Source organism: Streptomyces cupreus, assembly GCF_014257025.1.
Lineage (GTDB): Bacteria > Actinomycetota > Actinomycetes > Streptomycetales > Streptomycetaceae > Streptomyces > Streptomyces cupreus.
The window spans coordinates 1-23,889 of sequence record NZ_JACMSF010000058.1 but is presented as its reverse complement, the minus strand read 5'-3'; the positions used below and the strand labels follow the sequence as shown (position 1 = coordinate 23,889).

22 protein-coding genes and 5 pseudogenes are annotated in these 23,889 nt (G+C 68.9%); 13 read left to right on the top strand and 14 right to left on the bottom strand.

The window, feature by feature from the left end; translation table 11 throughout:
* Window positions 1-23: 23 nt before the first annotated feature.
* The 3 genes and pseudogenes from H4N64_RS35610 to H4N64_RS35600 form a co-directional block, all read right to left on the bottom strand.
* Window positions 24-404, bottom strand: coding sequence for a S26 family signal peptidase (locus H4N64_RS35610; RefSeq protein WP_472910310.1), 381 nt, complete (start codon window positions 402-404; stop codon window positions 24-26).
* Window positions 405-463: 59 nt separating this feature from the next.
* Window positions 464-2,146, bottom strand: coding sequence for an AfsR/SARP family transcriptional regulator (locus H4N64_RS35605; protein WP_186286674.1), 1,683 nt, complete (start codon window positions 2,144-2,146; stop codon window positions 464-466).
* Between the two features lie 366 nt (window positions 2,147-2,512).
* Window positions 2,513-2,923, bottom strand: a pseudogene (locus H4N64_RS35600) (transposase); the annotation flags it as partial.
* Window positions 2,924-3,059: 136 nt separating this feature from the next.
* On the opposite strand from H4N64_RS35600, the gene H4N64_RS35595 reads away from it, so the two are divergent.
* A complete protein-coding gene (locus H4N64_RS35595; RefSeq protein WP_186286673.1) occupies window positions 3,060-3,212 on the top strand; it encodes a hypothetical protein in 153 nt (50 codons plus the stop codon).
* 189 nt (window positions 3,213-3,401) lie between these two features.
* Here the strand turns inward: H4N64_RS35595 and H4N64_RS46980 are convergent, their stop codons facing one another.
* From H4N64_RS46980 to H4N64_RS46540, 3 genes and pseudogenes are all read right to left on the bottom strand, one after another.
* Window positions 3,402-3,869: a helix-turn-helix domain-containing protein gene (locus H4N64_RS46980; RefSeq protein ID WP_418896321.1), complete on the bottom strand. Its 468-nt coding sequence runs from the start codon at window positions 3,867-3,869 to the stop codon at window positions 3,402-3,404.
* Window positions 3,861-4,061, bottom strand: a pseudogene (locus H4N64_RS35585) (helix-turn-helix domain-containing protein); the annotation flags it as partial. The gene H4N64_RS46980 and the pseudogene H4N64_RS35585, both read right to left, overlap by 9 nt.
* A gap of 264 nt (window positions 4,062-4,325) precedes the next feature.
* Window positions 4,326-4,850, bottom strand: a pseudogene (locus H4N64_RS46540) (helix-turn-helix domain-containing protein); the annotation flags it as partial.
* A 1,552-nt stretch (window positions 4,851-6,402) separates the two neighbouring features.
* Here H4N64_RS46540 and H4N64_RS46975 point away from each other — a divergent pair.
* Window positions 6,403-6,841 (top strand): annotated as a pseudogene (locus tag H4N64_RS46975) (methyltransferase domain-containing protein); the annotation flags it as partial.
* A 138-nt stretch (window positions 6,842-6,979) separates the two neighbouring features.
* Here H4N64_RS46975 and H4N64_RS35570 read toward each other — a convergent pair.
* Together H4N64_RS35570 and H4N64_RS35565 are read right to left on the bottom strand one after the other, a co-directional pair.
* Window positions 6,980-7,948, bottom strand: coding sequence for a Twin-arginine translocation pathway signal (locus H4N64_RS35570; protein WP_186286672.1), 969 nt, complete (start codon window positions 7,946-7,948; stop codon window positions 6,980-6,982).
* 18 nt (window positions 7,949-7,966) lie between these two features.
* Window positions 7,967-9,253 (bottom strand): XRE family transcriptional regulator, encoded by a 1,287-nt coding sequence (locus H4N64_RS35565; protein ID WP_336246890.1) that lies wholly within the window; start codon window positions 9,251-9,253, stop codon window positions 7,967-7,969.
* Window positions 9,254-9,455: 202 nt separating this feature from the next.
* Between H4N64_RS35565 and H4N64_RS35560 the strand changes: the two genes are divergently transcribed.
* From H4N64_RS35560 to H4N64_RS35525, 8 genes are read left to right on the top strand one after another with little or no spacing between them, the layout of a single operon-like run.
* Window positions 9,456-10,445, top strand: coding sequence for a glycosyltransferase family 2 protein (locus H4N64_RS35560; RefSeq protein ID WP_186286670.1), 990 nt, complete (start codon window positions 9,456-9,458; stop codon window positions 10,443-10,445).
* Window positions 10,436-11,680, top strand: coding sequence for a methionine adenosyltransferase (locus tag H4N64_RS35555; RefSeq protein ID WP_186286669.1), 1,245 nt, complete (start codon window positions 10,436-10,438; stop codon window positions 11,678-11,680). Before H4N64_RS35560 ends, H4N64_RS35555 begins: the two co-directional genes overlap by 10 nt.
* Window positions 11,677-12,576 carry a sugar phosphate isomerase/epimerase family protein gene (locus tag H4N64_RS35550; protein WP_186286668.1) on the top strand — a complete coding sequence of 300 codons (900 nt, stop codon included), beginning with the start codon at window positions 11,677-11,679 and terminating at the stop codon, window positions 12,574-12,576. The genes H4N64_RS35555 and H4N64_RS35550 overlap by 4 nt, the downstream gene beginning before the upstream one ends.
* Window positions 12,573-13,421, top strand: coding sequence for a Gfo/Idh/MocA family protein (locus tag H4N64_RS35545; protein ID WP_186286667.1), 849 nt, complete (start codon window positions 12,573-12,575; stop codon window positions 13,419-13,421). The genes H4N64_RS35550 and H4N64_RS35545 overlap by 4 nt, the downstream gene beginning before the upstream one ends.
* Window positions 13,418-13,618, top strand: a complete 201-nt coding sequence (locus H4N64_RS35540; RefSeq protein ID WP_186286666.1) for a hypothetical protein — start codon at window positions 13,418-13,420, stop codon at window positions 13,616-13,618. The genes H4N64_RS35545 and H4N64_RS35540 overlap by 4 nt, the downstream gene beginning before the upstream one ends.
* A 2-nt stretch (window positions 13,619-13,620) precedes the next feature.
* On the top strand, window positions 13,621-14,490 hold the full coding sequence (locus tag H4N64_RS35535; RefSeq protein ID WP_186286665.1) for a hypothetical protein: 870 nt from the start codon (window positions 13,621-13,623) through the stop codon (window positions 14,488-14,490).
* Window positions 14,490-16,109, top strand: coding sequence for a carbamoyltransferase family protein (locus H4N64_RS35530; protein WP_186286664.1), 1,620 nt, complete (start codon window positions 14,490-14,492; stop codon window positions 16,107-16,109). Before H4N64_RS35535 ends, H4N64_RS35530 begins: the two co-directional genes overlap by 1 nt.
* Window positions 16,110-16,140: 31 nt before the next feature.
* Window positions 16,141-16,617 (top strand): NUDIX hydrolase, encoded by a 477-nt coding sequence (locus tag H4N64_RS35525; RefSeq protein ID WP_186286663.1) that lies wholly within the window; start codon window positions 16,141-16,143, stop codon window positions 16,615-16,617.
* Between the two features lie 548 nt (window positions 16,618-17,165).
* Here H4N64_RS35525 and H4N64_RS35520 read toward each other — a convergent pair.
* On the bottom strand, window positions 17,166-18,248 hold the full coding sequence (locus H4N64_RS35520) for a hypothetical protein (protein WP_186286662.1): 1,083 nt from the start codon (window positions 18,246-18,248) through the stop codon (window positions 17,166-17,168).
* A 326-nt stretch (window positions 18,249-18,574) separates the two neighbouring features.
* Between H4N64_RS35520 and H4N64_RS35515 the strand changes: the two genes are divergently transcribed.
* A complete protein-coding gene (locus H4N64_RS35515) occupies window positions 18,575-19,522 on the top strand; it encodes a helix-turn-helix domain-containing protein (RefSeq protein ID WP_186286661.1) in 948 nt (315 codons plus the stop codon).
* 621 nt (window positions 19,523-20,143) lie between these two features.
* On the opposite strand, the gene H4N64_RS35510 is transcribed toward H4N64_RS35515, so the two are convergent.
* On the bottom strand, window positions 20,144-20,311 hold the full coding sequence (locus H4N64_RS35510; protein WP_186286660.1) for a hypothetical protein: 168 nt from the start codon (window positions 20,309-20,311) through the stop codon (window positions 20,144-20,146).
* An 89-nt stretch (window positions 20,312-20,400) separates the two neighbouring features.
* Complete coding sequence (locus H4N64_RS35505) at window positions 20,401-21,162, bottom strand: SAVMC3_10250 family protein (protein ID WP_186286659.1); 762 nt, start codon at window positions 21,160-21,162, stop codon at window positions 20,401-20,403.
* 28 nt (window positions 21,163-21,190) lie between these two features.
* Between H4N64_RS35505 and H4N64_RS35500 the strand changes: the two are divergent.
* Window positions 21,191-21,415: pseudogene (locus tag H4N64_RS35500) on the top strand (TIGR02391 family protein); the annotation flags it as partial.
* A gap of 254 nt (window positions 21,416-21,669) precedes the next feature.
* On the opposite strand, the gene H4N64_RS35495 reads toward H4N64_RS35500, so the two are convergent.
* Window positions 21,670-21,936, bottom strand: a complete 267-nt coding sequence (locus H4N64_RS35495; protein ID WP_186286658.1) for a hypothetical protein — start codon at window positions 21,934-21,936, stop codon at window positions 21,670-21,672.
* 224 nt (window positions 21,937-22,160) lie between these two features.
* Window positions 22,161-22,430 carry a hypothetical protein gene (locus tag H4N64_RS35490; RefSeq protein WP_186286657.1) on the bottom strand — a complete coding sequence of 90 codons (270 nt, stop codon included), beginning with the start codon at window positions 22,428-22,430 and terminating at the stop codon, window positions 22,161-22,163.
* A 476-nt stretch (window positions 22,431-22,906) separates the two neighbouring features.
* On the opposite strand from H4N64_RS35490, the gene H4N64_RS35485 reads away from it, so the two are divergent.
* Window positions 22,907-23,128 carry a hypothetical protein gene (locus H4N64_RS35485; RefSeq protein WP_186286656.1) on the top strand — a complete coding sequence of 74 codons (222 nt, stop codon included), beginning with the start codon at window positions 22,907-22,909 and terminating at the stop codon, window positions 23,126-23,128.
* 219 nt (window positions 23,129-23,347) lie between these two features.
* Here H4N64_RS35485 and H4N64_RS35480 read toward each other — a convergent pair.
* On the bottom strand, window positions 23,348-23,889 hold a 542-nt coding region (locus H4N64_RS35480), incomplete at its 5' end, for a transposase (RefSeq protein ID WP_186286655.1).

Genomic DNA, 23,889 nt, shown 5'->3' with positions numbered 1-23,889 from the left:
TACAAAAGCGGTACAGGCCGCCTTCAGGTCCCGAGCCGTGCAACAACGCGCCCCAGTACCTGCTCGGTGGGGAAGTATCCGTGCTCTCGCGAGTCGTAGCTCGCGCTCTCGTTATCGCCGAGGAGGACGAGCCGTCCCGCCGGGACTACCGTCTCTGGCACGTCGCGCAGCGCGGGCACTGTCTCCCGGGGCACCGGGTCACCCGGCACGGCAGCGACTCGCTTGATCAGGCACGGCCCGCTTCGGTCCCCGGCGGCGAGGCGACGGCGACCGCGCGGACGTACGGATGGAAGCGGGATCCGGGTGTGCAGGTCGCGTACGACGACAACCGCAGTCGGTGCGAGTCGCCGTTCGCGGACCCGGCGTACCACGACCCGGTCGCCTGAGCGGAACGTCGGCTCCATGCTGGCCCCCCAGACGGTGACCATGGTGTAAGAGTGGCGCAGCCACAGCAGCAGAGCGCCTACGGGCAGGGCTGTGCAGACGACGGGGGCAGCGATCGGCCAGGCACTGATGCGATCCAGCATGGTTGTCTCCCGTCAGTTCGGCGTGGCGGACAGGGGCCGCAGGACGTGGGCAGGCCCGGTGGGACCGATAAGCTCCGACTGCCCCTGCGGAGTAGGTCGGCAACGCGGTCGACCCCCAGGTCCGGGCGGCAGGAAAGGAGTTCACCCAGGTGGCGCAGGGTCCCTGGCTGGCCTGCGCAGCGGTCGACGATCTCGCGGGCCGCCTGCGGGGATGCGGCGATCCAGTCGGCTCTGGTGAACTCGGCCAGCAGGGTCATCGCCTCCTGGGCAGTAAAGGGATCCACCTGAAGGTGCTCGGCGTAGTCGAGCGAGAGTCGGTGCCTGCTGGTGACTATGACCGCGCAGTGGCGGCCCGAGGGGAGCAGGGGACGCACCCGTGCGGCGTCTGTCGCACCATCGAGCACAAGCAGAAGGCGTAAGTTGGCGGTTGCCGAACGGAATCGGGCCGCGCACTCGGCCTCGTCAATGTCTGATGCTGGAACCGGTTCGCCGAGCGCGGCGAGAAAGCCGGTGAGCAAGCGTCGGCTGCTCACCGATGGCCGCGTGGGTGCCCTGTCCGGGAGATCGCTTAGGTCCACGTAGAGCTGCCCATCGGGAAAGCGGTCACGGACGGCGTGCGCCGCGCGGAGCGCCAGCGCCGACTTGCCGACGCCCTGCGGGCCGGTGAGCACCGTGACGGATGCGAAGTGCCCTTCGCGCCGAAGGGCCGCCACGGTGTCGGCCACTGCCCGCTTCCGCTCGACGAACAGCACAGGGCGGGGCAGCTGCCGTGGCACTGGCCTGCTCCCCTGGGGTCCGGCGATAGTGTCCAGCGGAGTGGGGCAGGTGCCACACTGCCGCTGCACCGACGGGCGGGGAGAGGTGGGTCGCTGCGGGGCGCAGCCCAGTATGGCCTGATGGATACGGCGCAGTTCCGCGCCGGGCTCGATGCCGAGCTCGGCCACGAGATACTTCCTGGCCTGGCCATAGGCGAAGAGTGCTCCCGCCGTGTCTCCGGCATCATGCAGGGCCCGCATGAGCAGGCCCCAGGCTCGTTCTCTGAGCGGCTCCTCGCTGAGCAGGACCCGTAGCCTGAACGTGGCATCGCGGTACTCCCCGAGGGCGATCATGGCCTCCGCGTGGTCCTCCACCACAGTGGCGTACTGCCCCTGCAGCGCGGCGAGTCGTGCGGCCATAGGTTGCCCACAGCGGGTACCTTGCTCGGCCGTTCCACGCCAGAGGCTGATCGCTTGCTGCAAGCCCGTGGCTGCCGCGGTGTGGTCTCCGCGGGTAAGCGCAGCCCGTCCGCCCTTGGCCGCCTGCTCGAAGGCTGTGAGGTCGAGCCGCTCGGGAGCGGCTCGGAGCTGGTAGGAGCGGCAGTGCCCGGCGATCTCGACACCGGCGAGACCGGACAGGGCGCGGCGCAGCGCGTTGACGTAACTGCGCAGGTTCGCCATCGCCGAGGCAGGTGCCCTCTCCTCCCATAGCGCCTCGGCGAGCCAGTCAAGAGATACCGGCCGGTTGAGGTTGAGCAGAAGCGCTAGGAGCAGCGCTCGCTGTTTCGGGCCGCCCGTCGGCACCAGTTCCCCGTTTTTGCGGACGACTCTGACCGGCCCCAGGATCTGGAAGGTGTGATGCAAACTAATTCGCCCCCTTTTGTCTGTGTCCGCCGCCACGCCGGGATTCGAGCTGTTGGGTGTCCCACTGCGCTGGGGCGCGGGTGAGCTGCCCGGGAGTACGTCACCGATTTCAATGGCTGGCCCCCCCGTAGTCCTCCAACAGCCGACCGAGAACGACCCGTTGGGCCGGACGTTGTGTGTCTCGTCAGCCGTAGCGACGGTTCGCCCGGCGGGCCCAGCACTACAGAGACTGCTGACTGCCAGCCAGGCGGAACAAGCGCAATTGGCTGTCCCGGACAGATGCGGGCTGTCCGGGCTGGTCAGGGGCCTTGTCCGGCTTCGGCCCGGACAGGAGGAATAGTCAAATCCTGTGGATCGTGAGGTGGTTCAGGCTGCGTGAGCTTCGGGGCGTTCGACGAGTTCGCCTCGTTCGAAGCGGGCCCCTGCTCGGACGAGGGCGACGAGGTGGGGTGCGTTCACGGCTCGCCAGCGGGCCTGGGCGGACTCGACGAGCTTGAAAACCATCGCCAGGGCGGCGGCCCGGGAGCCGGCCCCCTTGGTGACCTTGGTCCGCAGACGGAGGGTCGCGAAGGTCGACTCGATGGGGTTGGTTGTCCGCAGGTGGATCCAGTGCTCGGCGGGGAAGTCGTAGAACGCCAGCAGCTCGTCCTCGTCATCGACGATCTTCTTGACGGCCTTGGGGAACTTTGCCCCGTACTGCTTGGCGAACGCCTTGACCGCGGCGGCCGCGTGCTCCTTGTCCTCGGCGTTGTAGATGTCCTGGATGGCCTTCTTCGCCGCGGTGGCTTTGTCCACGAGAACTCGTGGACAAAGCCACGCTGGAAGACGTCCCGGACACGTACGCGACGCCCCGGCCCAGGTCAGAGACGATCCAAACGTCACGGAGGTCGGTAAACAGGACCACGACGTCCTGATGCTGTTCGACAACTCCCTCGACGGCATCGAGGACAGCGACAGTCAGGTCAACCAGGCGCTCGGCATGGTCAACCTCGCGGCGCAGGACTGGTTCGACACCTTCGATCCTGAGCAGGCCCGAGACCACGCCCGCGGTTTCCGCCACGAGTGACGAGGCACCGGCAACTGAGCTGTCCCGCTCGATATCGGAGCCCGAGCAGTCGAAATCGCCGACGTTTCTCCGGGGCACCCCGAGCGTGCGGTTCAAGTTCACGCAGCTCGGAAGCGGTCGGGACGACCATAGCCGGTGCAACACCTGTCGTGCACGGGCACCCGTTGGCTGGCCGATGCCGTGGCAGAGTCACCGCCGCGACCACCGTGCAGGCCAAGGCGAAGACAGCCACGGCCACACCCTTCCCGTGCGGTCAGGCCTGCGCCTCTTGCCCCCCTTCGCCCCTGTGCCCGTGGCCACGGCTCTTGCCCCGGGCTCGGTACCGGTGTCGGCTGCCTCCGGACCGGCTGCCGCACGTCCGCTCCACTCCGTCTCCGCAATGTCCCACAGTGCCAGGCACCGCCCGTCAGGTTCGAGCGCGAGACGGCACAGCACCTGCACCGCCTCGCGCGGCGGTAGCGTCTTTCCGTTGAGATAGCGGTCCCATGACGACTTGCTGAACGGGGTCCTCACTGAGAGGGCCGCCAGGCTCAAGCCGGTGCGACTCTTCAGCTCGCGCAGTGCCTCAGCCAGCCGAGCAAGTTCCTCCGCGCCGACCCGTATGGACGTGACCTGTCCAACAGCCGGCTGGGTGCTGGGAGCGGGCCGCGACGCCACCTCGTGCAGCGTCAGCAGCCGAGTTGGATCGCCCCCACAGACCCTTGCAAGCTGTTCGACGGCCTCCCGCGGCGGGAGCGATTTTCCGTTGAGATACCGCTCCCATGACTTGGCGCTGAAACCGGTTTTCGCCCCGAGTGTCCCCATGCTCAAGCCACTGTGGTCCTTGAGGCGACGTAGTTGAACGATCAACTGGCGGTGCCGCTGCGGGAGATCGTCCTGCAATGGATACCACCGAGGGCGAACCCCAACCGCGGTATCCGCAATTGCCCCTCGCGCCAAGGGCGTCGGCTTCTTCATGGGTTGTGACTCACTGGCACGGGCCGACGCGGCAGAGTGTTGGGGCGCGCGTTGGCGCGGCTGGTTCTCACTGGCAACACGCTTCTTCGACGGGGACTCGACGGGCGCCTGCCCGTAGTAAAGGCGTGCGTGAGTGCTGCTCCAGGTGTTGATCTCCTCAGCGTCGATCCCACAGCCATGCAGGAAGGCCAGCAGCCTCTGCGATGGCGGGAGTTGCTCCCGACTGAGCATGTCACCCAGTGCGCTCTTGGATATGGATGTTCGAGTTTCAAGAACTCGCAGCGATAGCCCTGACGCCGTCTTGACCATGCGCAGACACTGAACGAAGTCGGCCGCGGTTTCGGCTTGCCGCAGCCGGCGGACTCGCTCTGTGCGAGTGACCGCGTCGAAGTAGTCCTCGGTAGTGGACGGAATGCCCTGGCGGTGGGTGGCTTGGAGACGGGCCTTCTGCCACCTGCGGTGCCAGTGCTCTTCCTCTCCTCCGCAAGCTTGCACGTAGGCACGCGTAAGTCGCCAGGATGGCAGTCGTTGGCCGGAGGCGGCCTGGGAGAGTGCACTGACCGAATACCCGGTGCGGTCGGCCATCTGCTGATAGGTCTGCCCTTCTCGAAGGCGTCGAAGCGCGGCGGCGAAGTCGGCGTAGGGAGCGCCGGGTGCGATGGCAGCTTCGGAACGGCCCACGATGTCCTCCTCATGCGTCGCCCGGATGTGGCGCCGACCTGACCAGGCCGGCGCCACATGAACGGGTGTGTCAGGACAGTCGGTAGTGGACGTCGCTGGCTAGCAGACCGATCCCCCCAGCGAGGCAGAGGGCGACCGCTGCGCTATGGCCGAGGATGATGAGCACGACAACAATTACCGCCACCACCAGGAGGCGACTGGTCGGCACGTGAGGACTGACGAGGCAGGCAGCAGTTGGCTGTGCCGGATGACGATCGGGCTGCACGAGTGCAGCGCGCCGCCTTCGTTGTGACGAGGCGCCCATATTGAGCGGGTTTCCTTTCGCTTGATCGCTGGCCCGGACTAATCACACGCAGTCGGAGGTTGCCGCCAACGAATGCGCTAGGCCGATAGTGCTATGCGCCGACAATGGCTGTCTAGCCGATCGCGCATTTCCTTTATCGACCTCCTCGAGCCTCTTCCCCTAACTTTGCGACTCAGATGAACCTTGCTCGAACTGGCGTGCACCGGTGCCCAGTTCAAATCTCAGCCGTCGCCGTCCCTGCCTATAGGCGCCCATCAGTGCTGAATCTGCTTTTTCAACGCCGTCCGCGTCGTCTTTGTTTTTCACAGGCATCCCGTGAAGCCGTCAAGGGGAATCAGCTTTTCGTGGATTACCCCTAAAGAAAAAGAACGGGCACCCCGGAGAAACCGGTGGTCACGCGCCGAGAATTTTTCACTCAGGCGTCCGCCACTGTCCTGGGCATCCCGGAGAGCCGTGATGATCTTGCTGGACGACCGCAGCTCCCGGAACATGGCTTCGACACCGCGGCCTACGCGTCGTAGTGGTCAGAGGCGCCTGTCCGTTGGCCCGGACGACTCGTCTCATGCGCTGCCTCCGCATCGTTGCCGCGATCGAGGGCGTGATCACATCGTGATCGGCCAACTGTCGGGCCGCCCCCCGAGCTAGGCTCCAGCCTGGCGTCATTGCGGCCCGACAGTCTTGGCACGTACGCATACGACATCCTCGGTGAGCCCGCTTCTGAGTGGGCACCGACGGCCACGGGCGGCGGCCCTGTAGGCGCGGCGATCGTGCTGCCGTCGCCGCACCCATGCTTGCCTGACGGATGGGTCACTGCTGCCGCCATGTCGAGAGCACTGCCGGGATACGTCCTGCGCCGCCGGTCCATACCCGTGGCACGATCCCCTGGCCGAGCCGAGAGATCGGCCTGGATGCCCGACCGGGTGTACCAACGGCCTACTTCCCTCCTCAGCCTGGTCGCGCGGACCTAGAGGCTGAGGAGGTGTGCAGAGCGAGCAGGGTGAGCGAGGGATTCTTCGTTGTCGAGGTCGATGTCCGCGAGGAACATGGGACGTCGAACGCCGCGCGCTACAGACGGTTGACCAGGACGACACGATGAACGTCCCGGTCGCCAGGCGGGTCCGCGGTCACTCGAGCGCGGTCGGTGCCGTTGGCCGGTTGAACTGCGCCATGAGTTCGCGGTTGGCCGCGCGGGCGGCGGCGAGGTCGTCGTCGCGCTCCTGGAGCTTCAACTCCAGGTCGATCACCTGAAGCGTGCGCGGCTACCGTGCCGACAAGGTCTTCCACGTACTTCAGGAGCCAGGGCGCTCGACGGGTCCTCTGCCCGGGCGGCAGGATCGTCCTGGTCGGTCAGGACTGGGACGCCATCGTGATCGACTCGGATGACGCGGCGCTCACCCGCACGATCGTGCACGCCCGCGCCGACCTTCTGGGCACGCCCCGCGCCAGCCGCCAGTACCGCAGCCTGCTCCTGGCCAGCGGCTTCGACGATGTCACGGTCGAGGTGCACACCAGCGTGTTCACCGACCCCGCGATGCTGTCGCTGCTTGCGAGGCTCGCCGAGCCGGCCTGCGCCAGCGGCGCCGTCGGCCGTGACCAGGCGGACGAGTGGCTCGCCGAACAGCGCCGACGCGCCGAGACCGGCCGCTTCCTCATCGCCATCGGCGGTCTTCTCGCTTCCTCCGGATCAAGCAGATCCAGTATCAGCGTGTCCACCACTCAGGGGGAGGCCCCTGGTTTGCCGCCTTCGACCCCGAGCAGGCCCGCAATCCCGATCGCGGCTTCCGCCACCCGTGACCGCGGTACACCCGGCGGTTACCGGCGGCTGTCACGCCGATGCGGCGCCCGACGCGTCCACGGAAGGCGGCAGGGTGCGCAGGCGTTCGCGTAGATCGGCCACGTACTCGGCGGGGCGGGCGGCGAGCAGGCCCTCCAGTCGCTGCAACCGGGTGCGGGCGGTGGCGCGCAGGCGGCTCGGCGGCACCCGGTCGAGGATGTCCAGGGCGCGCTGAGCGGCGTCGGACGGTTGGTCGGCGGCTTCAGCCTGGGCGAGGACGAGGGTGGCGGCGGCCCATCCGGGGGTGCCGGGTGTGCAGGCGGCCGCGGAGGCTTCGGCGCGGGCGCGGGCCTGTTCGGTGCGGCCGAGCGTGAGGTGCGCTTCGGCCTGGTGCAGGGCGAGTTCGGGTTCGTCGAAGCCGAAGCGCCCTGGGGCCTGTCCGGCCGGGTCGGCTTCGAGTTCGATCAAGGCGACGTCGAGGGCAGCGGTCGCTTCCCGGTCGCGGCCCTGCTGGGCGAGGGTGGGCAGCAGCGCCCAGGCGTGGAGCTGGGCACGGACCAGGCCGGCGGGGGCGGCGGCCGCGCCGCGCTCGGCGTACGTGTACGCGGCGGTCGGGTTGCCGTTGTGGCGGGCCACCATGCTCTGCGCCCCGTACGCCCACGCCGCCAGCGCCGTATCACCGCACCGGTTCGCGTACGAGATGGCGGTGCCCAGGTGGGTGCGTGCGCCGGCCGAATCGTCGAGGTGGAAGGCGAGGTTGCCCAGCAGTCCTGAGAGACGGCCGAGCTGGCGGTGCAGTTCGGTGCCGTCCGTGCCGGCGGGGAGCACGCCGGCCAGCAGGGTGCGGGCCGCGCGGACCTCGCGAAACAGCAGCGGGACGGGGTGACGGCTGTAGTTGAGGTGGTAGTGGTCGGCGGCGGCTTCGGCGAGTTCGTCGACCAGTGGGCTGCCCTCGCCTTCCGTCAGGAGCGCAAGCTGGAGAGACTCTCTGACCGAGGGGAGCCCCGCATCGGTGGTCATCGGATCCGCCCCTTCCTACTATGCGGCAGCGAGCTGGAGGAGTTCTGGCACGCCCTGGGCGTCCTGGTAGTGCTGGAAGCGGGGGAGAAGGTCGTCGACAAGCTGCACACAGCGGGGTGCTCCGATGCGACGTGCCAGGAGCAGGGATTCGGTGGCGGCGGCCGCGGCGAGCTCGGGTTCCTTCAGATCGAGGTGGCTCGCGGCGCGGTAGGCGAGGAACACGCCCCTCGTCTTGTCCCGGGCGGGCGGCAGCAGGCGTTCGCCTTCGCTGATGAGCTGGTGGGCGTGGCTGATGTCGCCGAGGTCCAGGAGGGCCTGGCCTGAGTCGACGGCGAGGTCGGCTTCGGACACCCAGGCGCACCAGGCTGGCCGGTCGGCGCTGGCGTCGCTGAGGTGCTGCTCGGCCGCGGTGAGGGCGCGCAGCACGGAGCGTCGTTCACCGCGGCCGCCTCGCACGGCGAGGGTGCGGGCGAGACGCAGCTGCAGCAGGCAGCGGGCGGCGGGGTTCTGGGCACGGGTGAGGGCATGGTTGAGGATGCTGGCCGCCGTGGTGTGGTCGTTGCGCCAGGCGGCCTGGTAGGCGAGGTCACTCAGGAGGCCGGCACCCATGTCGTGGTCCCCGGCGGCGTGGGCGTTGTGCAGGGCGGCGATCCAGTTCTGGCTGGCGTGGGTGTGCCGGCCCAGGTCGAAGCGGTGCCAGGCGACAGTCTGGGACAGCGAGGCCGCCAGGGTGTGCAGACGCTGCCCAATGCCGGGCGTGTAGCGGCCGTGTTCGAGCAACTCAGTCACCGTGGACAGATGGGCATCCATGAGGGTGGCGGTGTGCTGGTGCTGCTCGGTGGCGTGACCGGCGAGTTGCCGGGTGGTGTTCTCTAAGAAGGCGACGAAGTCCTCGCCAATCGGTTTTCCGTTGTGGGCCTGGGCGAGCGCGGTGGCGGGGCCGGCAGCCCAGTCTGCGGCCAGCGCGGACAGAGCGGCGCCGGAGATCGAAAAGAAGGTGCGGCGGTCCATCGCTGTTCGCAAGGCCTCTCTCAGGGCGGATACGGAACTGTGGGGTCCGAGCCGGATCACCCCGTCGGCGGTGAGCGGCAGCCAATTCGGCCAGTCGCCGGGACGGACGATGTCCGCGGGCCAGCCGAGCGCTTCGGCGATGTAAATCTGGGATTCCTCGCTGGGTTCGACGCCGCGCTGCCATTTACGCACCCGCGCCTCGTCCGTGCCTGAGCGCAGCCCGCGGCGGGCGGCCGCGGCATGGATACCGGAGACCAGCTCCTTATTCGTCATGCCGCGCGCGAGGCGCGCCAAGGCCAGAGGGTGACGGGTGGTCTCTTCCACGTCTCCATCGAATCACTCAGCGAACATGAGCGGTGACTCATTCGCGGAGACGGGACCCCCTGGGGACCCCCTCCAACTGGTCGACGGAGTCGAACAGTTGAGCCCATTCTCGTTCGTGCTGCAGCGCATGCGGCGCCACCACCAGCCACGTTCGAACGAGAAGGAAGCACTGATGACACCACCGGAGAAACCGTTGGTTTCGGTCGTGGTCAGTGCCCGGGGAAACACCGCGAGCCTGAGGAGTCTGCTGGACGCCCTGACCCAGCAGACGCTGCCTGCCGGGCAGTTGGAAGCCGTCGTCGTGGACAACGACCTCCCCGGGCCCGTGCGCCCGATCGCGGACGCGGTCCGCGACGGCGACTGGCCGTTTCCCGTGCGCGTACTGTACGAGCCGACCTTGGGCCTGAGTGCAGGCCGCAACCGCGGGATCTGCGCGGCCCGCGGCGAGTACGTCGCCATCACTGACCCCGACATCGCCCCCGACGCCGGCTGGCTGCAGGCCCTCGTCGACGCGATCCGGGAAGAGAAGGTGTTCGCCGTCGGCGGCCGCACCCACGTCACCTACCCGGGAGGCCAGGTCACCGCGCTGACGAAGGCGCTGCGCGAGTGCCACGGCGCGGTGGACTGGCCCGAGGGCCGGGCGTCGGCCGTGTGGCCGTACTGGGTCACCGGCTGCAACCTCCTCTTCCACCGCCAGACCGCGCTCGACCTCGGGCTGTTCCGTACGGATCTCGGGCGCCGGGGCCGGTGGATGGGCGACTGCGAGGACCTGGAGTTCATCGACCGGGCCCGCCAGGCCGGCCATCAGACCCTCATCGAGCCGACGGCCGTCGCCTCCCATCCCGTCTACCGGCCGGAGACCACCCTCACCTACTTCCTGCGCCAGGGCGCCGGGCACGGCGTGTGCGTCGCCCGCATGCACCTGAGCGTGATCGTGGAGCCCGCCGCGATCCAGGCCGGCCGCGACGCGGTGCATGCCGCCGTCATCAACCTCGCCGCTGGGTGGGCCTTCCTGGACCGCTCCCGCGCCGTCGAAGGCGCCCGCGACCTGGCCCGGATCGGCGCCTACCACCTCGAACGCGGTCGTCTACGCCTCCTGGGCCGCTGCCCCATCGCCCTCGCCCAGCACGCCCCGACGAAGGAGTTCCCTGCATGGACGTGATCAGCATCCCCGGCCTGTCCGCCGCCTCCGCCCTCCTGGGCGCCGAGGTCGTCGAACGTAAAGGGGCAGGCCACCCCGACACCCTCGCCGACGGCGTGGCCGAGGCGATCTCCCGCTGCTACAGCCGCTACTGCCTCGACGCCTTCGGCGCGATCCTGCACCACAACACCGACAAGACCTCGCTGCTCGGCGGAGCCGCCGACGTCCGCTTCGGCCACGGCGAACTCACCGCGCCCATCCAGGTCCTGGTCAACGGACGGATCACGGCCGCCCTCGGCGACCACACCATCCCGGTCGCCGACATCGTCACCACCGCCGCGCGCGAATACCTCGCCAGCGCCCTACCGCTGCTCGACGCCAACCGGTGGGTCGACGTGCGGCCGCGGCTGACCCAGGCTTCCAGCCCCGGCGCCGTCAGCACCCCGGACTCGGACAAGGGCGAGGCCTCCCGGCAGCGGTGGTTCGCGCCGCGCACCCTCGACGACCTCGCCGAACGGCACCGCCTGTTCTCCAACGACACCAGCGCCGGCGTCGCCTACTGGCCGCTGGGCGTCGCCGAGCAGGTCGCCCTCGGCGTCGAGGAGCAGCTGACGAGCGAGGCGTTCCGCGCCGAACACCCCTACTACGGCACCGACATCAAACTCATGGTCGTCCGCCACGGCCCGCGCGTGCAGCTGACCGCGTGCGTGCCACAGATCGCCCGCGAGACCCCCGATCTGGACACCTACGTCGCCCGCCGGGCGCAGGCCCGCGACCTGATCGGCGAACTCGCGGCGACGATCGCGCCCGAGCACCACGTGACGGTGGCCATCAACACCCGCGACGTCGACGCCCGCCCCGAGCTGTACCTGACGGCGACCGGATCGTCGATCGAGTCCGGCGACGAAGGCGTCGTCGGCCGCGGAAACCGCGCCAACGGTCTGATCAGCATGCTCAGGCCGTGGTCCGCGGAAGGGGTCTCCGGGAAGAATCCCTCCTACGACGTCGGCAAGCTCTACAACCTGGCCGCGGGCGAAGTCGCCCGCCGCCTGCACGCGGAAAGCGGACTGGACTGCGCGGTCGCGCTCGTCTCCCAGTCCGGCCGGGACCTGACCGACCCCTGGCAGGCGATCGTGCAGGCCTCCGGGCCCAACGCCATCCCCAACGCCCGCGTCCGGCAGACGGTCGCCGACGTGATGGCGGACTTGCCCGCGCTGCGCGAGCAGCTGCTCGACGGAAAGCTGGCCACGGCATGACCCCGCTCTCCGAGACCGCCGCGGGATTCGTGCCGTGCCTCAACCAGGCCACCCTCTCTGGCCTGCCCCTGGAGCAGTTCCTCGTCCTGGCCGCGGGCGCAGGATTCCCCACGACCGAGGTCTCCATCCAGCAGGCACAGGCATATGGCATCGGCCCGTTACGCGACCTGCTGCAGGAGATGGGCGTGAGCGTCGCGGCGGCGAGCGGCATCCTGCCCGCCGGGCCCGTCCTGCCCGCCCCGCTCCTAGTCGACCGGGACGCCTACCGCGCGTGCCTCGACGGCCTTCGCGAGCGTCTGAAAGCCATGGCCGCCCTCGGCTGCACCGTGGCCACCACCGTCCTCAACCCCCGCACGTTCCTTCCGGCCTCCCAGGCCCGGGCCCTGGCCCGGGAGCGGATCGCCCACCTCGCCGACGCGGCCGCAGCCCACGGCGTGCGGCTCGCCGTCGAAGCCGTCAGCGTCCGTCACGGGCTGCCGCCCGACCTGGACGGTCCCCACCCGGTCGCCGACAGCCTGCCCGATCTGGCCGAACTGCTGCACGAGACCAAGGCCGGCAACGCGGGGGTGCTCGTGGACTCCTTCCACTGGGCCGCCGCCGGCGCCGACCCGGCCCACATCACCGGCCTCGGCACCACGATCACGCACGTGCAGATCGCCGACATCCCGCATCCCGACACGGGCGACGGACTCACCGATGCCCACCGGTTGTTCCCCGGCGACGGCGCCCTCAACTGGCCGGCCTTCACCGACGCCCTGACCCGGGCCGGCTACCGGGGGCCGGTGTCGGTGGAGCTGTTCAACCCTCATCTGCGGGCGCTGCCCGCCGGTGAGATCGCCCGCTGCTCCCTCCACGCGGCCACCACCTGCTGGACTCTCCCGGAGGCGCCCCGATGACCACCACCGCACGCCCGACCAGCTGGCCGTGGCGGCTCGCCATCGCCGGGTGCGGCGCCGCCGCCTTCGGACTGCACCTTCCGCTCCTGGCCCGCTCCACGGCGTTCGAACTGATCGCCGTAACCGACCGCGACCCCGAGCGGGCACGCGCGGCGCAGAGGCGGTTCGCCGTTCCCCGCACGGCTTCACGGGTCGGCGACCTGCTGCAGGACGTGGACGCCCTGGTGATTCTCACCGGAGTACACGAGGACCTCATCGAGGAGGCCCTCGACGCCGGCGTGCATGTCGTCACCGAGAAACCCGTCTGCCTGGACGTCGTCCGCACCCGCAAGCTCGCCGAGCGGGCGCGGGAGGCAGGGCTGCTGCTGGAAGTCGGTGCGATGCGCGCCCACGACCCGGCCCTGCACGCCGCCCTCGCCCACGTACCCAAACCCGCCGGCGGCTGGCTGGTGAAAGCCGACGGGGTCGACGAGAGCGCGCGCCGGCACCTGCTCCCGTCCGGCTTCGCGCCGTACACCTTCGACCAGGACCCGACGCAGCCGGTCCCCGACCACCTGGTTCCGCATCAGGTGACGGCGCTGCAGATCCTGCTGTGGCAGGGCTACCACCTGCTGACCGCGCTGGTCCTGGCCGTGCCCGCGCCACCGCCACGGCGTGCACCCTCGACGCGGCCGGGCAGTCCGTGCACGCCCTGTTGCACGGGCCGAACGGGGAGCCGTTCACGCTGGTCATCGCCGCGACTCCGGCCGGGGTCTTCCGCGAGACGATCCACTTCGCCGACGCGCACGGCGCCGCCACGATCGACTTCGCCCGCCCCTACGCACCGGCCGACGGCACCCTCGTGACCACGGCCGACGGCATGCAGAGCGGCTTCACCGACCCGTTCGCCGCGCTGTGGATGTCCGTCGCCGCGCGCCTGTCCGGGCAGCACCCTGCCGACCTGCCGACCAGCGTCGACCTCGCCCTGCGGGTCGAGGCCCTGGCCCTGGCCCTGGCGGAACTCGCCGACCAGCCGCACGCCCGCACATGGAAGGACGCCTGATCGTGGAACACCGCGCTCCCGTACTGGTTCTGGACGGCCCGCCCGGAGCGGGCAAGACGTCCCTGCTCGCGCGCATGGTTCTCGCCCTCGGCGACGAGGCCATGTGGTTCACCGAGCCCAACGCCCGTCTCGCCACCGGCCTCGCGGCCCCCGTGCACCCCAGCCCGGCCGGACACACCCTGTGGTTCCTGCGGCATGAGCTGGCGAAGGCCCGCGCCATGGGGAACCTGACCGCTGACCCGGCGACGAGCCTGCTCATCTCCGACCGCAACCAACTCGGCGCCCTGGCGTACTGCTACGCCACCCGGGCCGAGGACTCCCTTCCCTACCTCACCGCCCGCGACTTCTACGCCCGCCGCATCGCCCCCGAACTGCCCGAGACGGTCCTCACCGCGATCCTCCTGGTCAGCCCCGACCAGAGCCTCAACCGCCGCGGCCGGGTCGCTGAACTGCCTCGCTGGAAGCAGTGGTTCGACACCGGTCTGCTGGAACGCCTGCACACCTTCTACCGGGAGATCGCCCCCACGCTGTGCCCGACCCCACCGGCAATCATCAACACCGACGGGGCCACCCCCGAAACGGTCCTCGCCCAGGTCGCCGGCGTCCTCGCAGACGCAGGCCTCGATGAGACCGCACGACGTCTCACCGCCGCCAACGTGTCGAACGCGCGGCCGCCGCTGGCCGATGAGTTCACCGACGCCTACACCGAGCTCGGCGGCCTGGAGGCCTTCGGCCACCCCTTCACCCCGTCGATCCCCTACCGCGGCAGCACCGTCCAGCTGTGCCAGCTCGGCGCACTGCACCGCGACCCATCCGGCGAGGCCCGGCTGTGGGACCCACTGACCGCACCCGCCATACGAAGGGCCGCCTGATGAGCCGCTCCAAGCCCTGCGTCGTCGGCATCAACCTCGGGCACGACGGCGGCGCCGCCCTGATCACCGACACCGTGATGGTCGCGATCGGCGAGGAACGCCTCAACCGCACCCGCTACAGCCCCGGCTTCGAGGCCTCGCTCCTGTACTGCCTGCGCGCGGCCGGCCTGACGCTCGCCGACATCGACCTGGTCGCCGTGAGCGGCATCGGCCGCACCCCACCCACCCGGGCCGAGACCGGCCTGGTTCACCTCGGCATCGCCCCGAGCCGGATCGTCCCGGTCGACCACCACCTCAGCCACGCCTACACCGCCTACTGCCTCAGCCCGTACCAGGAGGCGACCGTGCTGGTCGTCGACGGCGGCGGCAACGCAGGCGACACCGAGACCTACTACCGGGCTACCCCGGACGGGATCGAGCGCCTGGGCGGCAACTCGCCCACCAGGCCGAGGGCGGGCGGGATCGGCGCGACCTACGAGGCCTTCACCAACTGGCTCGGCTGGCACGAGCAGGAGGCCGGCAAGACCATGGCACTCGCCTCCTACGGCGACGCCAGTCGCTACGACGCCCCGCTGTTCGACGTCGCCGACGCCACCGTCCACGGACATCTCACCCGCACCCACGCGCGCGGCATCGCGGAACTCGCCGAACGTACCGGCTTCGACTTCGGACCGTACGAAAGCCGCGGCAAGCACGAACTCGGCAAGCACACCGCCGCCTACGTCCAGGACCAGACCGAACGCGCCCTGTGCCAGCTCACCGAGCAGACCATCGCGGCCACCGGGCTCAGCAACCTGTGCTTCGCCGGCGGCGTCGCCCTGAACTGCGTCGCCGCCGACAAGATCCGCCGCCTGGACGCGGTCACCGGATACTTCGCCCCGCCCGCCGCATCCGACCGCGGACAGGCCCTCGGCTGCGCCCTGTATGCCTGGCACCGTCTCACCGGTGGCCTGCCCAGGCGACTGCTGGCCAGCGACTACTTCGGCCGCGAGTACACCGACAAGGAGATCGAACAGGCCCTGACCCGCGACCCCCGATCCGGCCTGGTCGAACGGCGCCGGACGCCATTCACGTGGCGCCGGGAGAGCGACATCGCACAAACCGCCGCCCAGATGATCGCCGACGGAAAGATCATCGGATGGTTCCAGGGCGGCAGTGAACTCGGGCCCCGTGCCCTAGGGGCCCGCAGCATCCTCGCCGATCCCCGCACCACCGCCAGCTCCGACGCCCTCAACCGGAGGATCAAGCACCGCGAGCCATTCCGGCCATTTGCGCCAGCCGTCCGCGCCGACCACGCCAGCACCTGGTTCGACCTCGACGTACCCAGCCCATTCATGCTGCTGGCCCCACCCGTCCGCCCCGACCACGCCGACAAGATCGCCGGAGTCGTCCACATCGACGGCACAGCCCGCGTCCAGACCGTCGACCCCGCCGCCGCACCCGACTACGGAGCGCTGATCGAGAACTTCAACCAGCTCACCGGGGTGCCCGTCGTCCTCAACACGTCCTTCAACGACCGCGAGCCCATCGTCGAGTCCCCAGCCCACGCACTCGCCACGCTCCAGGCCTGTGACCTGGACGCGATGTGCATTGGCGAATACCTGGTCGAGCGGTCCTGACCCCCCTCCGGGGACTGCCACACTGGAAGGCATGACGACCTCCACTCCGCCGCTGAGGGAAGCCGCCCGCGCCATCGTCCTCGACGCAGAGGATCGCGTCCTGCTGCTGCGCTACGACGAGAACGGCGGCTTCTGGGCGACGCCCGGCGGCTCCCTGGAGGACGGGGAGGACCACGCCACGGCGACGCTCCGCGAGTTGCATGAGGAACTCGGTGTCGATGCGAGCGCCGTCGACCTGGGAGCGCAGCTCGCGGAGCGCAGCAAGGACCACCTCGTCGGCGGGCGCGCGGTCCGCCAGGTGGAGAAGTACTTCCTCGCCCGCATCCCCGCAGCTGCCATCGACCCGGCCCGGGCATCGCAGCCCGACAACATCCGCGAACACCGCTGGTGGCCCCTCGCCGACCTGCACGCCACAGCCGAAACGGTCTACCCGCTCGGTCTCGCCGACCTGCTCACCGGTGTCCTCGCGCACGGTGCACCCATGCGCCCCGTCGTCCTGGCCGGATAAGCCTTCCCCACACCGCGCGGGACAGCAGACTGCGGGCACGACTCAGCACCGCCCGCCCCCTCCGATGCCGTATGCCGCCGTACTCTGCGACGTTACGGGCTACCCGCCAGTTGAACGCGGCCTTTGCCCCGGCCCGCGTGCACCCCGCCATCACCGCAGAGATCACCGACGAACAGTGGAGAACCTCTGTGGCGGCCGACCTCGCCAACAGCTGCGGCTCGAATACCGCGACCACGACGAACTACGCATGACGCTCGCGCCGCTGCTCAACCAATAGCCCCCGTACGGCCTTCTGCCCGCTGCGCCAGGCCGGGCCAGCGGCCTCGGCCCAGCGCCTCACCGACCGAGCAGCTGATTTACGAGCCCAACGGGCCATGGACAGCACGCGCGCCGACGTTCGCGGCGGTGGTGTCAGGGGGCGGGCTGGTAGCAGCAAAATTCAGTAGTTGCTCCCCTGGTGCCCGAGTTACTCGGACACCAGGGGAGCGTGGTTTGAGTCGCTGGTATCGGCTCCTGGGCCGATCCGAGCCTTTGGGACTGCCGCCGGCTTAGGTCTGGCTGAGGGCCTTCAGACGCATCCAACCGATGTCGTCGGCAGCTGCGTCGGAGTGGACTGCGACGTAGTACTCCTGTTCACCCTGGTTGTACCAGGTGAAGCAGTATGGGCCGACGATATCGCCGGAATGCTTCGTCTTGATCAGATTGCCGGGGTCGCGGAAGGGTTTTTCGTACACACCGGCGGTTCCCCACTGGACCTGCCAGTGGCATTGGGCAGCGGCGTGCGTGGGGGCCTGGACAGCGGCGGAGGTACCAGCTGCGCTCGTGGCAGCCCTGTCACGGGAGCTCGAGCCAAGAGCTTCCTGACCCAGGGAGGCACGCGTACCCTGCGGGCGCTGCTTCCGCTTCTCCTTTTTGAGCAGGTGTTCACCACACCTGTACGACTTGGCTTCGCCCGCGAAGCTCCACCGGCCCCTCACCCGCCGGACCTTGGATGCTTCGACGAAGCCCCAGCCCTTGTCCTTGTCGTAGATGACGGCCCAGCGTCCGTCCTTGGTGGTGTAGCGGTACCAGACCTGCTTGCGGTGTTCGAGTTTCCCAGCGGCGGGGTTCTTTCCCGGGCCTCCGCTGTAGTCACCACGCCAGTTCAGGTTGTAGTACAACGTGGCATCGCGGGTGATCTTGGTCTTCTGAGGGCCTCGTGCCCTGTTCTCACCGCAGTTGAAGCGGCGACCGATGTTCTTCCTGTCCGTCAGCCAGTCCACCCGCCACTGCGAGCACCGGTCCTTGGTCCTGGACAGCTTCCTGCTCAGATACGGAATCGACTTGCGGTCGCCTGCAGACGGGCCGATCCACAGGCACGTCCGCGCGGTGCCGTCCGCATACCCCCAGCGGTAGGTGAGGTCGCGCCCCCGCCTCTTCGAGACGTACGTCCCGCTGCGAGACCGGTACTTCTTGCTGGAGACCTTGGAGGTGCTGTGGCGGTAGAAGTCCTGCCTTTCGAACAGCCGGCCCATGTAGTAGTAGCCCGGCTGGTTGTACAGGTAGACCCCGCCGCCCTTGTACTCAAGTGCCGCCGAGCCCTCGACCTTGTGATGCGTGGCTGCGTGCGCGGCATCGGGCAGCGCGGCCACCAGGAGCAGTGAGAGCGCAGCGAGCGTGCGCCGACGCCAGGTCCGGCTGGCTACCAGGCGGGCCAGCCAGCCTCTCCGCCACCTCGGGCGTGGCGGTGTGGAGGTACTGGAGTTACCGGTGCGTTTGCCGAGCATGAGACCTCTCTTTCTGACTCAATCCCAGGTGCGACCGCCTGGGTTGACGGGCACCGAGAGTTGCTGACCCGACCCGTGTCCCGCACCTGCGGGACACCATCGGGACAAAAAGGCCGGTGACCTGCGATGTCCCGCGCACGATCCGGCGGTGCGTCAGTGTGGATGCCGCGCAGACGGCAGGAGGAGGTCACATGGCCGAGGGCAGCGATCAGGATTTCTGGCTGGAGGAACGAGCTGAGGTCGTCAGGCAACTCAGGGACAGTGCCGGCCTCACTGTGCGCGGGTTGGCGTCCAGAACCTCCCGGGCACCGCAGTCCTGGTCGGCATACGAGAACCCGGGAGAGAGGCGGCGAATCCATCCAGAGGTTCTGCAAGAGTTGATCGCTCTCGCCCCCAGCGCGCCCGCCGAACTCAAACGGCGAGCACAGCGTCTGCTGGAGCAGCTTGAAGGAGACCGCGCTGCTGCGTCGGCCCGCACGGCCGCCGCTGGCCCAGACATTCCCGACAGCCAGGAAGGCGCCCCCGAAACGGGCCCGTTAAGCCGGCCCAGGGCAGGTTCGTCAGCCTTTCTGGTGTGGTCGAGGAAGAAGAAGGGCCTCGCCCTCGCCGGCGCAGCCCTGGCCGTAGTGGGTGTGGCCGCCTTCGCCTTCTTGCGAGAGCAATACGATGATCCCTCCGTTACGACGGAGGCCATGGCTTCCGCCTCACCGAGCCGCACCAGCCCGACCCCGACACCCTCACCCACGACTACGCCGTCCACAAGTCCGGCCAATACCACCGCGCCAGAGAGCCCTCCTTCAAGCACCACCGCCCCGGCCACATCACCGCCCGGCGCACCGGCACCGCCCCGGCAGGAGCTCACACCGTCCGCGGAGCCGACCCTTTCAGCCAAGGCCTCGCCCGCACCGTCTACCTCCTGCCAGCGGCGCAAGCAGTACCGGGTCACCGAGCGTGGCAACGTGGTGGACGAGATCGACAATCCCATCGGTCAAGTGGTCCCGGACGAGCGATTCATCCACGATGATTCCCCGGAGCATCCCCTCAACCGATCCCGCCTATACGGCACCGTCGTGGGCCGGGATCTGGATGGCTACGTCATGGAAAGCAAGCTGGCCTACGAGCGCATGGTCTGCGTGTAGAGGCGTGCCATCCGGCACGGCACCACGATGAGCATCGATGGCCACCAGGGTCTGGGAAAGGGAAGTATCGGAGCGACCAGTAGGTGAACGACGGCGATATTCCCCAGCTACGGCGCCAGAAAATTCCCCATGGGGATCCCGGCGCTGCACCGGCGCGACCAGGGGGACGCCGCTCGTCCCCGGCCCGCCCGACCCACGACACTGCCCGGGCGGGCGGGCCGCCCTCAGACTCACCGCGCGTTCGCACGCTTGCCTGGGAAAGTGGCGCCGCACCTGGGGAATTACGCGGTCGTCGACAACCAGTAGCGCTACTGGTCGCTCCGATACTTCGAGGCCGTACTACGGCGACCCCCTACCGCAGACCGCTCTCACCAGCGGGAGCCTCCCCGTTTGGGGCTGGTGACGATGAGGCGGAAGGTGTTGGCGTGGCCGGGTTCATTCCTCACCCGGCGCACCCTACTGTCTTCAGCCGGGACCACTGCATACTTCCGGCCTCGCTCGACGGGTGAAGGATCGCCGAGAATCTCGGCGATCCGGAACCCACCTTCTGAGCACAAGGGCCCTGGCCGTTGGCCAGGGCCCTTCAACACGTCCTTGCGGGAGCTACCAGGTCGCGCTGCCCTACTTACCGGTGGGGATGGCCGCCGCCAAGCCCCAGGCCGCAGCAGCCAGTTCGAACAGGCTCTTGCTGCCGTTCGTGCCCGCCGCCAGGAAGACGAGGCCGACCGTGAACGCCGCCGTGCCGACGACCGTCAGCCCGACGCACCGCGTCCGGCGGGCGACGTGCATGACGGGGCGTCCTTGCTGGGCGCGGCGAGCGCGGCACAGACGGCGCCGCTCCCGCTTCGCCTCACGCTTCTGCAGCGGGTGCTGCAGATTCAGCGAGGCACGTATTCGAGGTACAGCGGTGTAGCCAGTACCCGACGTTCGTGATCCCCGCCCGGGGCGTTGCCGACTGCCAGGACACGGGCGTGACCGGCGAGCTTTGTCGGTGGCATCCAGCGAATGCCGTTGCGCTGCGCTCGCGCGTCGATGCGGCACAGCCAGCTGACCGCACGACCCCAGTCGCCGTACTCGAGTTCATTCGGGTCCGGCAGGGCGCCCACGGCTCCCCCTCCTGGAAGCTCGCGCAAGTGCCGGAATTCCTCGTGCAGGGCCTCCATATAGAAGAGTCCGGGGTCGTTGCCCTGCTGCGGGGACAGTTCTGCCTGCCTGAGGTCCAGGATGTGGTAGCCCGAGGCGAGCAGCACCACAGGCGGGAGCTCCTCGGCTGCAAAGTACACAAGGTCGTACCTCTCGGCGGTGGGGTAGCACGAGGTAGATGCCCGGCCGTAGAGGAAGACCTCGTCCAACCTGATCCAGTCCCCTACCCGCAGGTCCGCGTCGTTGCGAGACCGCTCACCGTACTTTTCCTCGATCATGTCGATGACAGCGCCGAGAGCCTCGAATGAGGACACCTCGCGGCTGCCCCCATCGTTGGCGAGTGTCGCCTTGACCGACACCACCCCGGCGTTAACCCCTGCCTCTACAGCGAGCCGCTTACGGACGCGGTCCGGTAACTGAGGGATAAGGGTCCGCATCTTGGAGTCGGACAGGTAGAGAAGGTCCCGCATAGGTGTTGCCGAGCGTTGAAGTCTCATCTGCCCACTTTCGACGCTGGGTTGGGGCATGACCAGTGGGTTTCAGAAATCCCGAACCGCAACGGTGAGCACGCGGGTGCGGCTGTCCGGTCCACTTCACCCGGCCCTGGAAGACACAGTGCGCACCAACTTCGACCTGGGGGACTACGAGACGGCGTGCTTCGCCACGATGAAGGCGGTCGAGGTCGCCGTCCGCGACGCCTCCGGACTCGACAACTCCCTGGTCGGAGTGAAGCTGATGCGGGAGGCGTTCCGACCTAGGTTCCGTCGGTTGGCCAGACCACAAGCGAGTTGTGATCTTCGTAGCCGCGGTTTGCGTCCCGTCCCGCGCTACGTCCACCCCGGCCGGGGCGAACTCCTGGTTTCTGGGAGGCGGTTGCGCAGCTTTGGCCGCGCAGTGTCCCCACGGGACGGGGCTGGGCGCCCCGCCATGGTGCTCGCTGCGCGATTGACTACGACCGCCCCTGCCGCTGCGCCCACGCACCGGCGGAGGGGAGAGTGGTTGGTTCAGTCCAGAGCATCAGGGTCGATGTTCTGGGCCCGGGCAAGGGCGAACAGAACACGCTCGATGACATCCAGTCGCAGCGTGATCGTGCGGTCCCCCGGCGCACCGACGGCGTTGGCGAGCGAGTCAATGTTCCCGAACGCCGTGGCCTGCTGCTCACGGATCTCCCCAAGCTGCTCACCATGCTCAGCCAGGGTGCGCCCCGTACGGAACGCCTCCGCCTCCAGGTCCCGGAGCCTTTCATCGTGCGTTTTCGTCTCTCCCGCCATGACGCCCATCCTCGCAGAAACCAACCAGCGCCGATGACGGTCACCCTGTCAGCGGGGGCACCTCGCACCAAGACATGTGCCAGCCGTCACATGGCGCCGTGCCCGTTCCAGCCCTCGCCTGCCCCTGGACTGCAGGTCACGCAGGGCGTGTGCAGCGCACCGCGGGCGGGATGTGGTCTTGAACCACGCCGTACAGAAGCAAGCCGCGGTGCGCCCGCCCGCGATCACCCCGTCCGCGAGGGATCGCCGGACGGGAGGGGCTTCCACTGGCGTAGGTCGAGTTCCTCGGCGGAGTGTGCGGCAAGCCGCGCCATCACCGACAGCTGCGTGCCAGGCAGGTCCTGGCGCGGCTTGCCGGTGGCCGTCTCGATGATCCAGGTGTCCGCCGGGGCGAGGATCTGGCCGCCGAACCAGCCTTCCACGGACAGCAGAGTGGTGGTGTCCCCGGCACGTATGACTGCAGCCCGGGTCTGGACATGGCCCTCTCGGCTCACGCCTTCCCCCTTCTTCCGTGCGCGCTGCTCCGTTGGGGGGGAAACGATCATGCACGCTGCACGGTCCCGGGAAAAGGGGGCGGCCGTGGGGAACATCGGTGCAGCGGGCCACGCCAAGCGTTGATCCTGATGGGCGGTTCGGTACTCGGGGGACCGGAGGCGCGGGTGGGCCTCGTTGCCCAAGCCCCCATCCCTGGCCAGCCAGGCCGGCGGCCGACGCCGCGCGGCATGAGACTCCCGGAACTCCACCAGCGCCTGCTCGGTGATGCCCTGGACAACGGTCACGCTACCGGTTGGTGCTGGCCGGAGGCTGCCCGGTCCAGGACCACGACCTGGTCTGCCGCACCAGCCAGGGCCTGGACCTGGCACCGACCGCGCCGCGCACCTGGCGCGGTGATGTTGACGGGTGCCCGCTGCCGGCTCTCGGCACCCGAACAGGGTTCCCGCCAGGGGACGGGCCGGGCTACCGTGGCGTCATGGCGAAGGAGCTCCGCATCCAGGTTGATGACGAGACGTACGAGCAGCTGGCGCGTCTCGCTGCCGACGGCCATGTGGAACCCGGGCAGTATGCGAGCCAGCGGCTGACCGCGGATCTCGCCCGCACCCGTTTCCTTGAGGGCGCGAAGGCCTTCGCCGACCAGCACGGGCAGGCCTTCGCCGAACGCTTCGGACACGGCGCCGGCAGCCACGCCGCCTGACCGCCACCATGCCTTTCGTGCTGCTCATCGACGAGCGCGCGAAGTCCGTCTCTGGGGAAACGTCCTCGTAGAGCGGCAAGCCCCGCCGCCTGAGTTCAGCGTTGAGCGCCGAAGCAACCTCGCCCCATCCATCTTCCTCGTCACCGAACCATTCCTCCGCGCCGACGCTCACCAGATAAACACCCATGTCAGGAAGCTATCGCGCGCATCTGACATCGATCAGTGAGCCAACAGGACTCGCTTGCGGAGCAGTGCGAAGCCGGCCCGGCCGAACATCTGGCGCTTGAGCATCTTGATCCTGTTGACGTGTCCTTCGACGACTCCGGAGTTCCAGGGCAGGGTCAGGCCGGCGATGACCGCGTCGCGGTCTCGGTCGATACCGGTCGCGAGAGTGTGGAGGCTGGGCAGGTCGTCCTTGCGGACGGCGTCGAGCCACTGCGGGAGTCGTTCGCCCTGGCGCTCGGTGAGCATCTGGGCGAAGGATCTGACTTGACCGGTCAGGGCATCGAGTTCAGGGCAGTTGGCCAGGACGGTCTTGAGCCGGACATGTTCGATCTCGGTCAGCGTCTCGGGTCGGCTGAGGATCCATCTCGTCACCACGCGGGGTGCTGGCGGCTGCGCGGTGACCGGCCGTGGCGATGTCCGCTTCTTTCGCAGGTAGGCGCTGACCCGGCCATAGCTTCCCCGGTAGCCCATGGGAACGATCTCTTCCCAGAGCTTCCAGGCGTTGGTGCAGCCCTCGTCCCAGCGTTCGTCCAGGT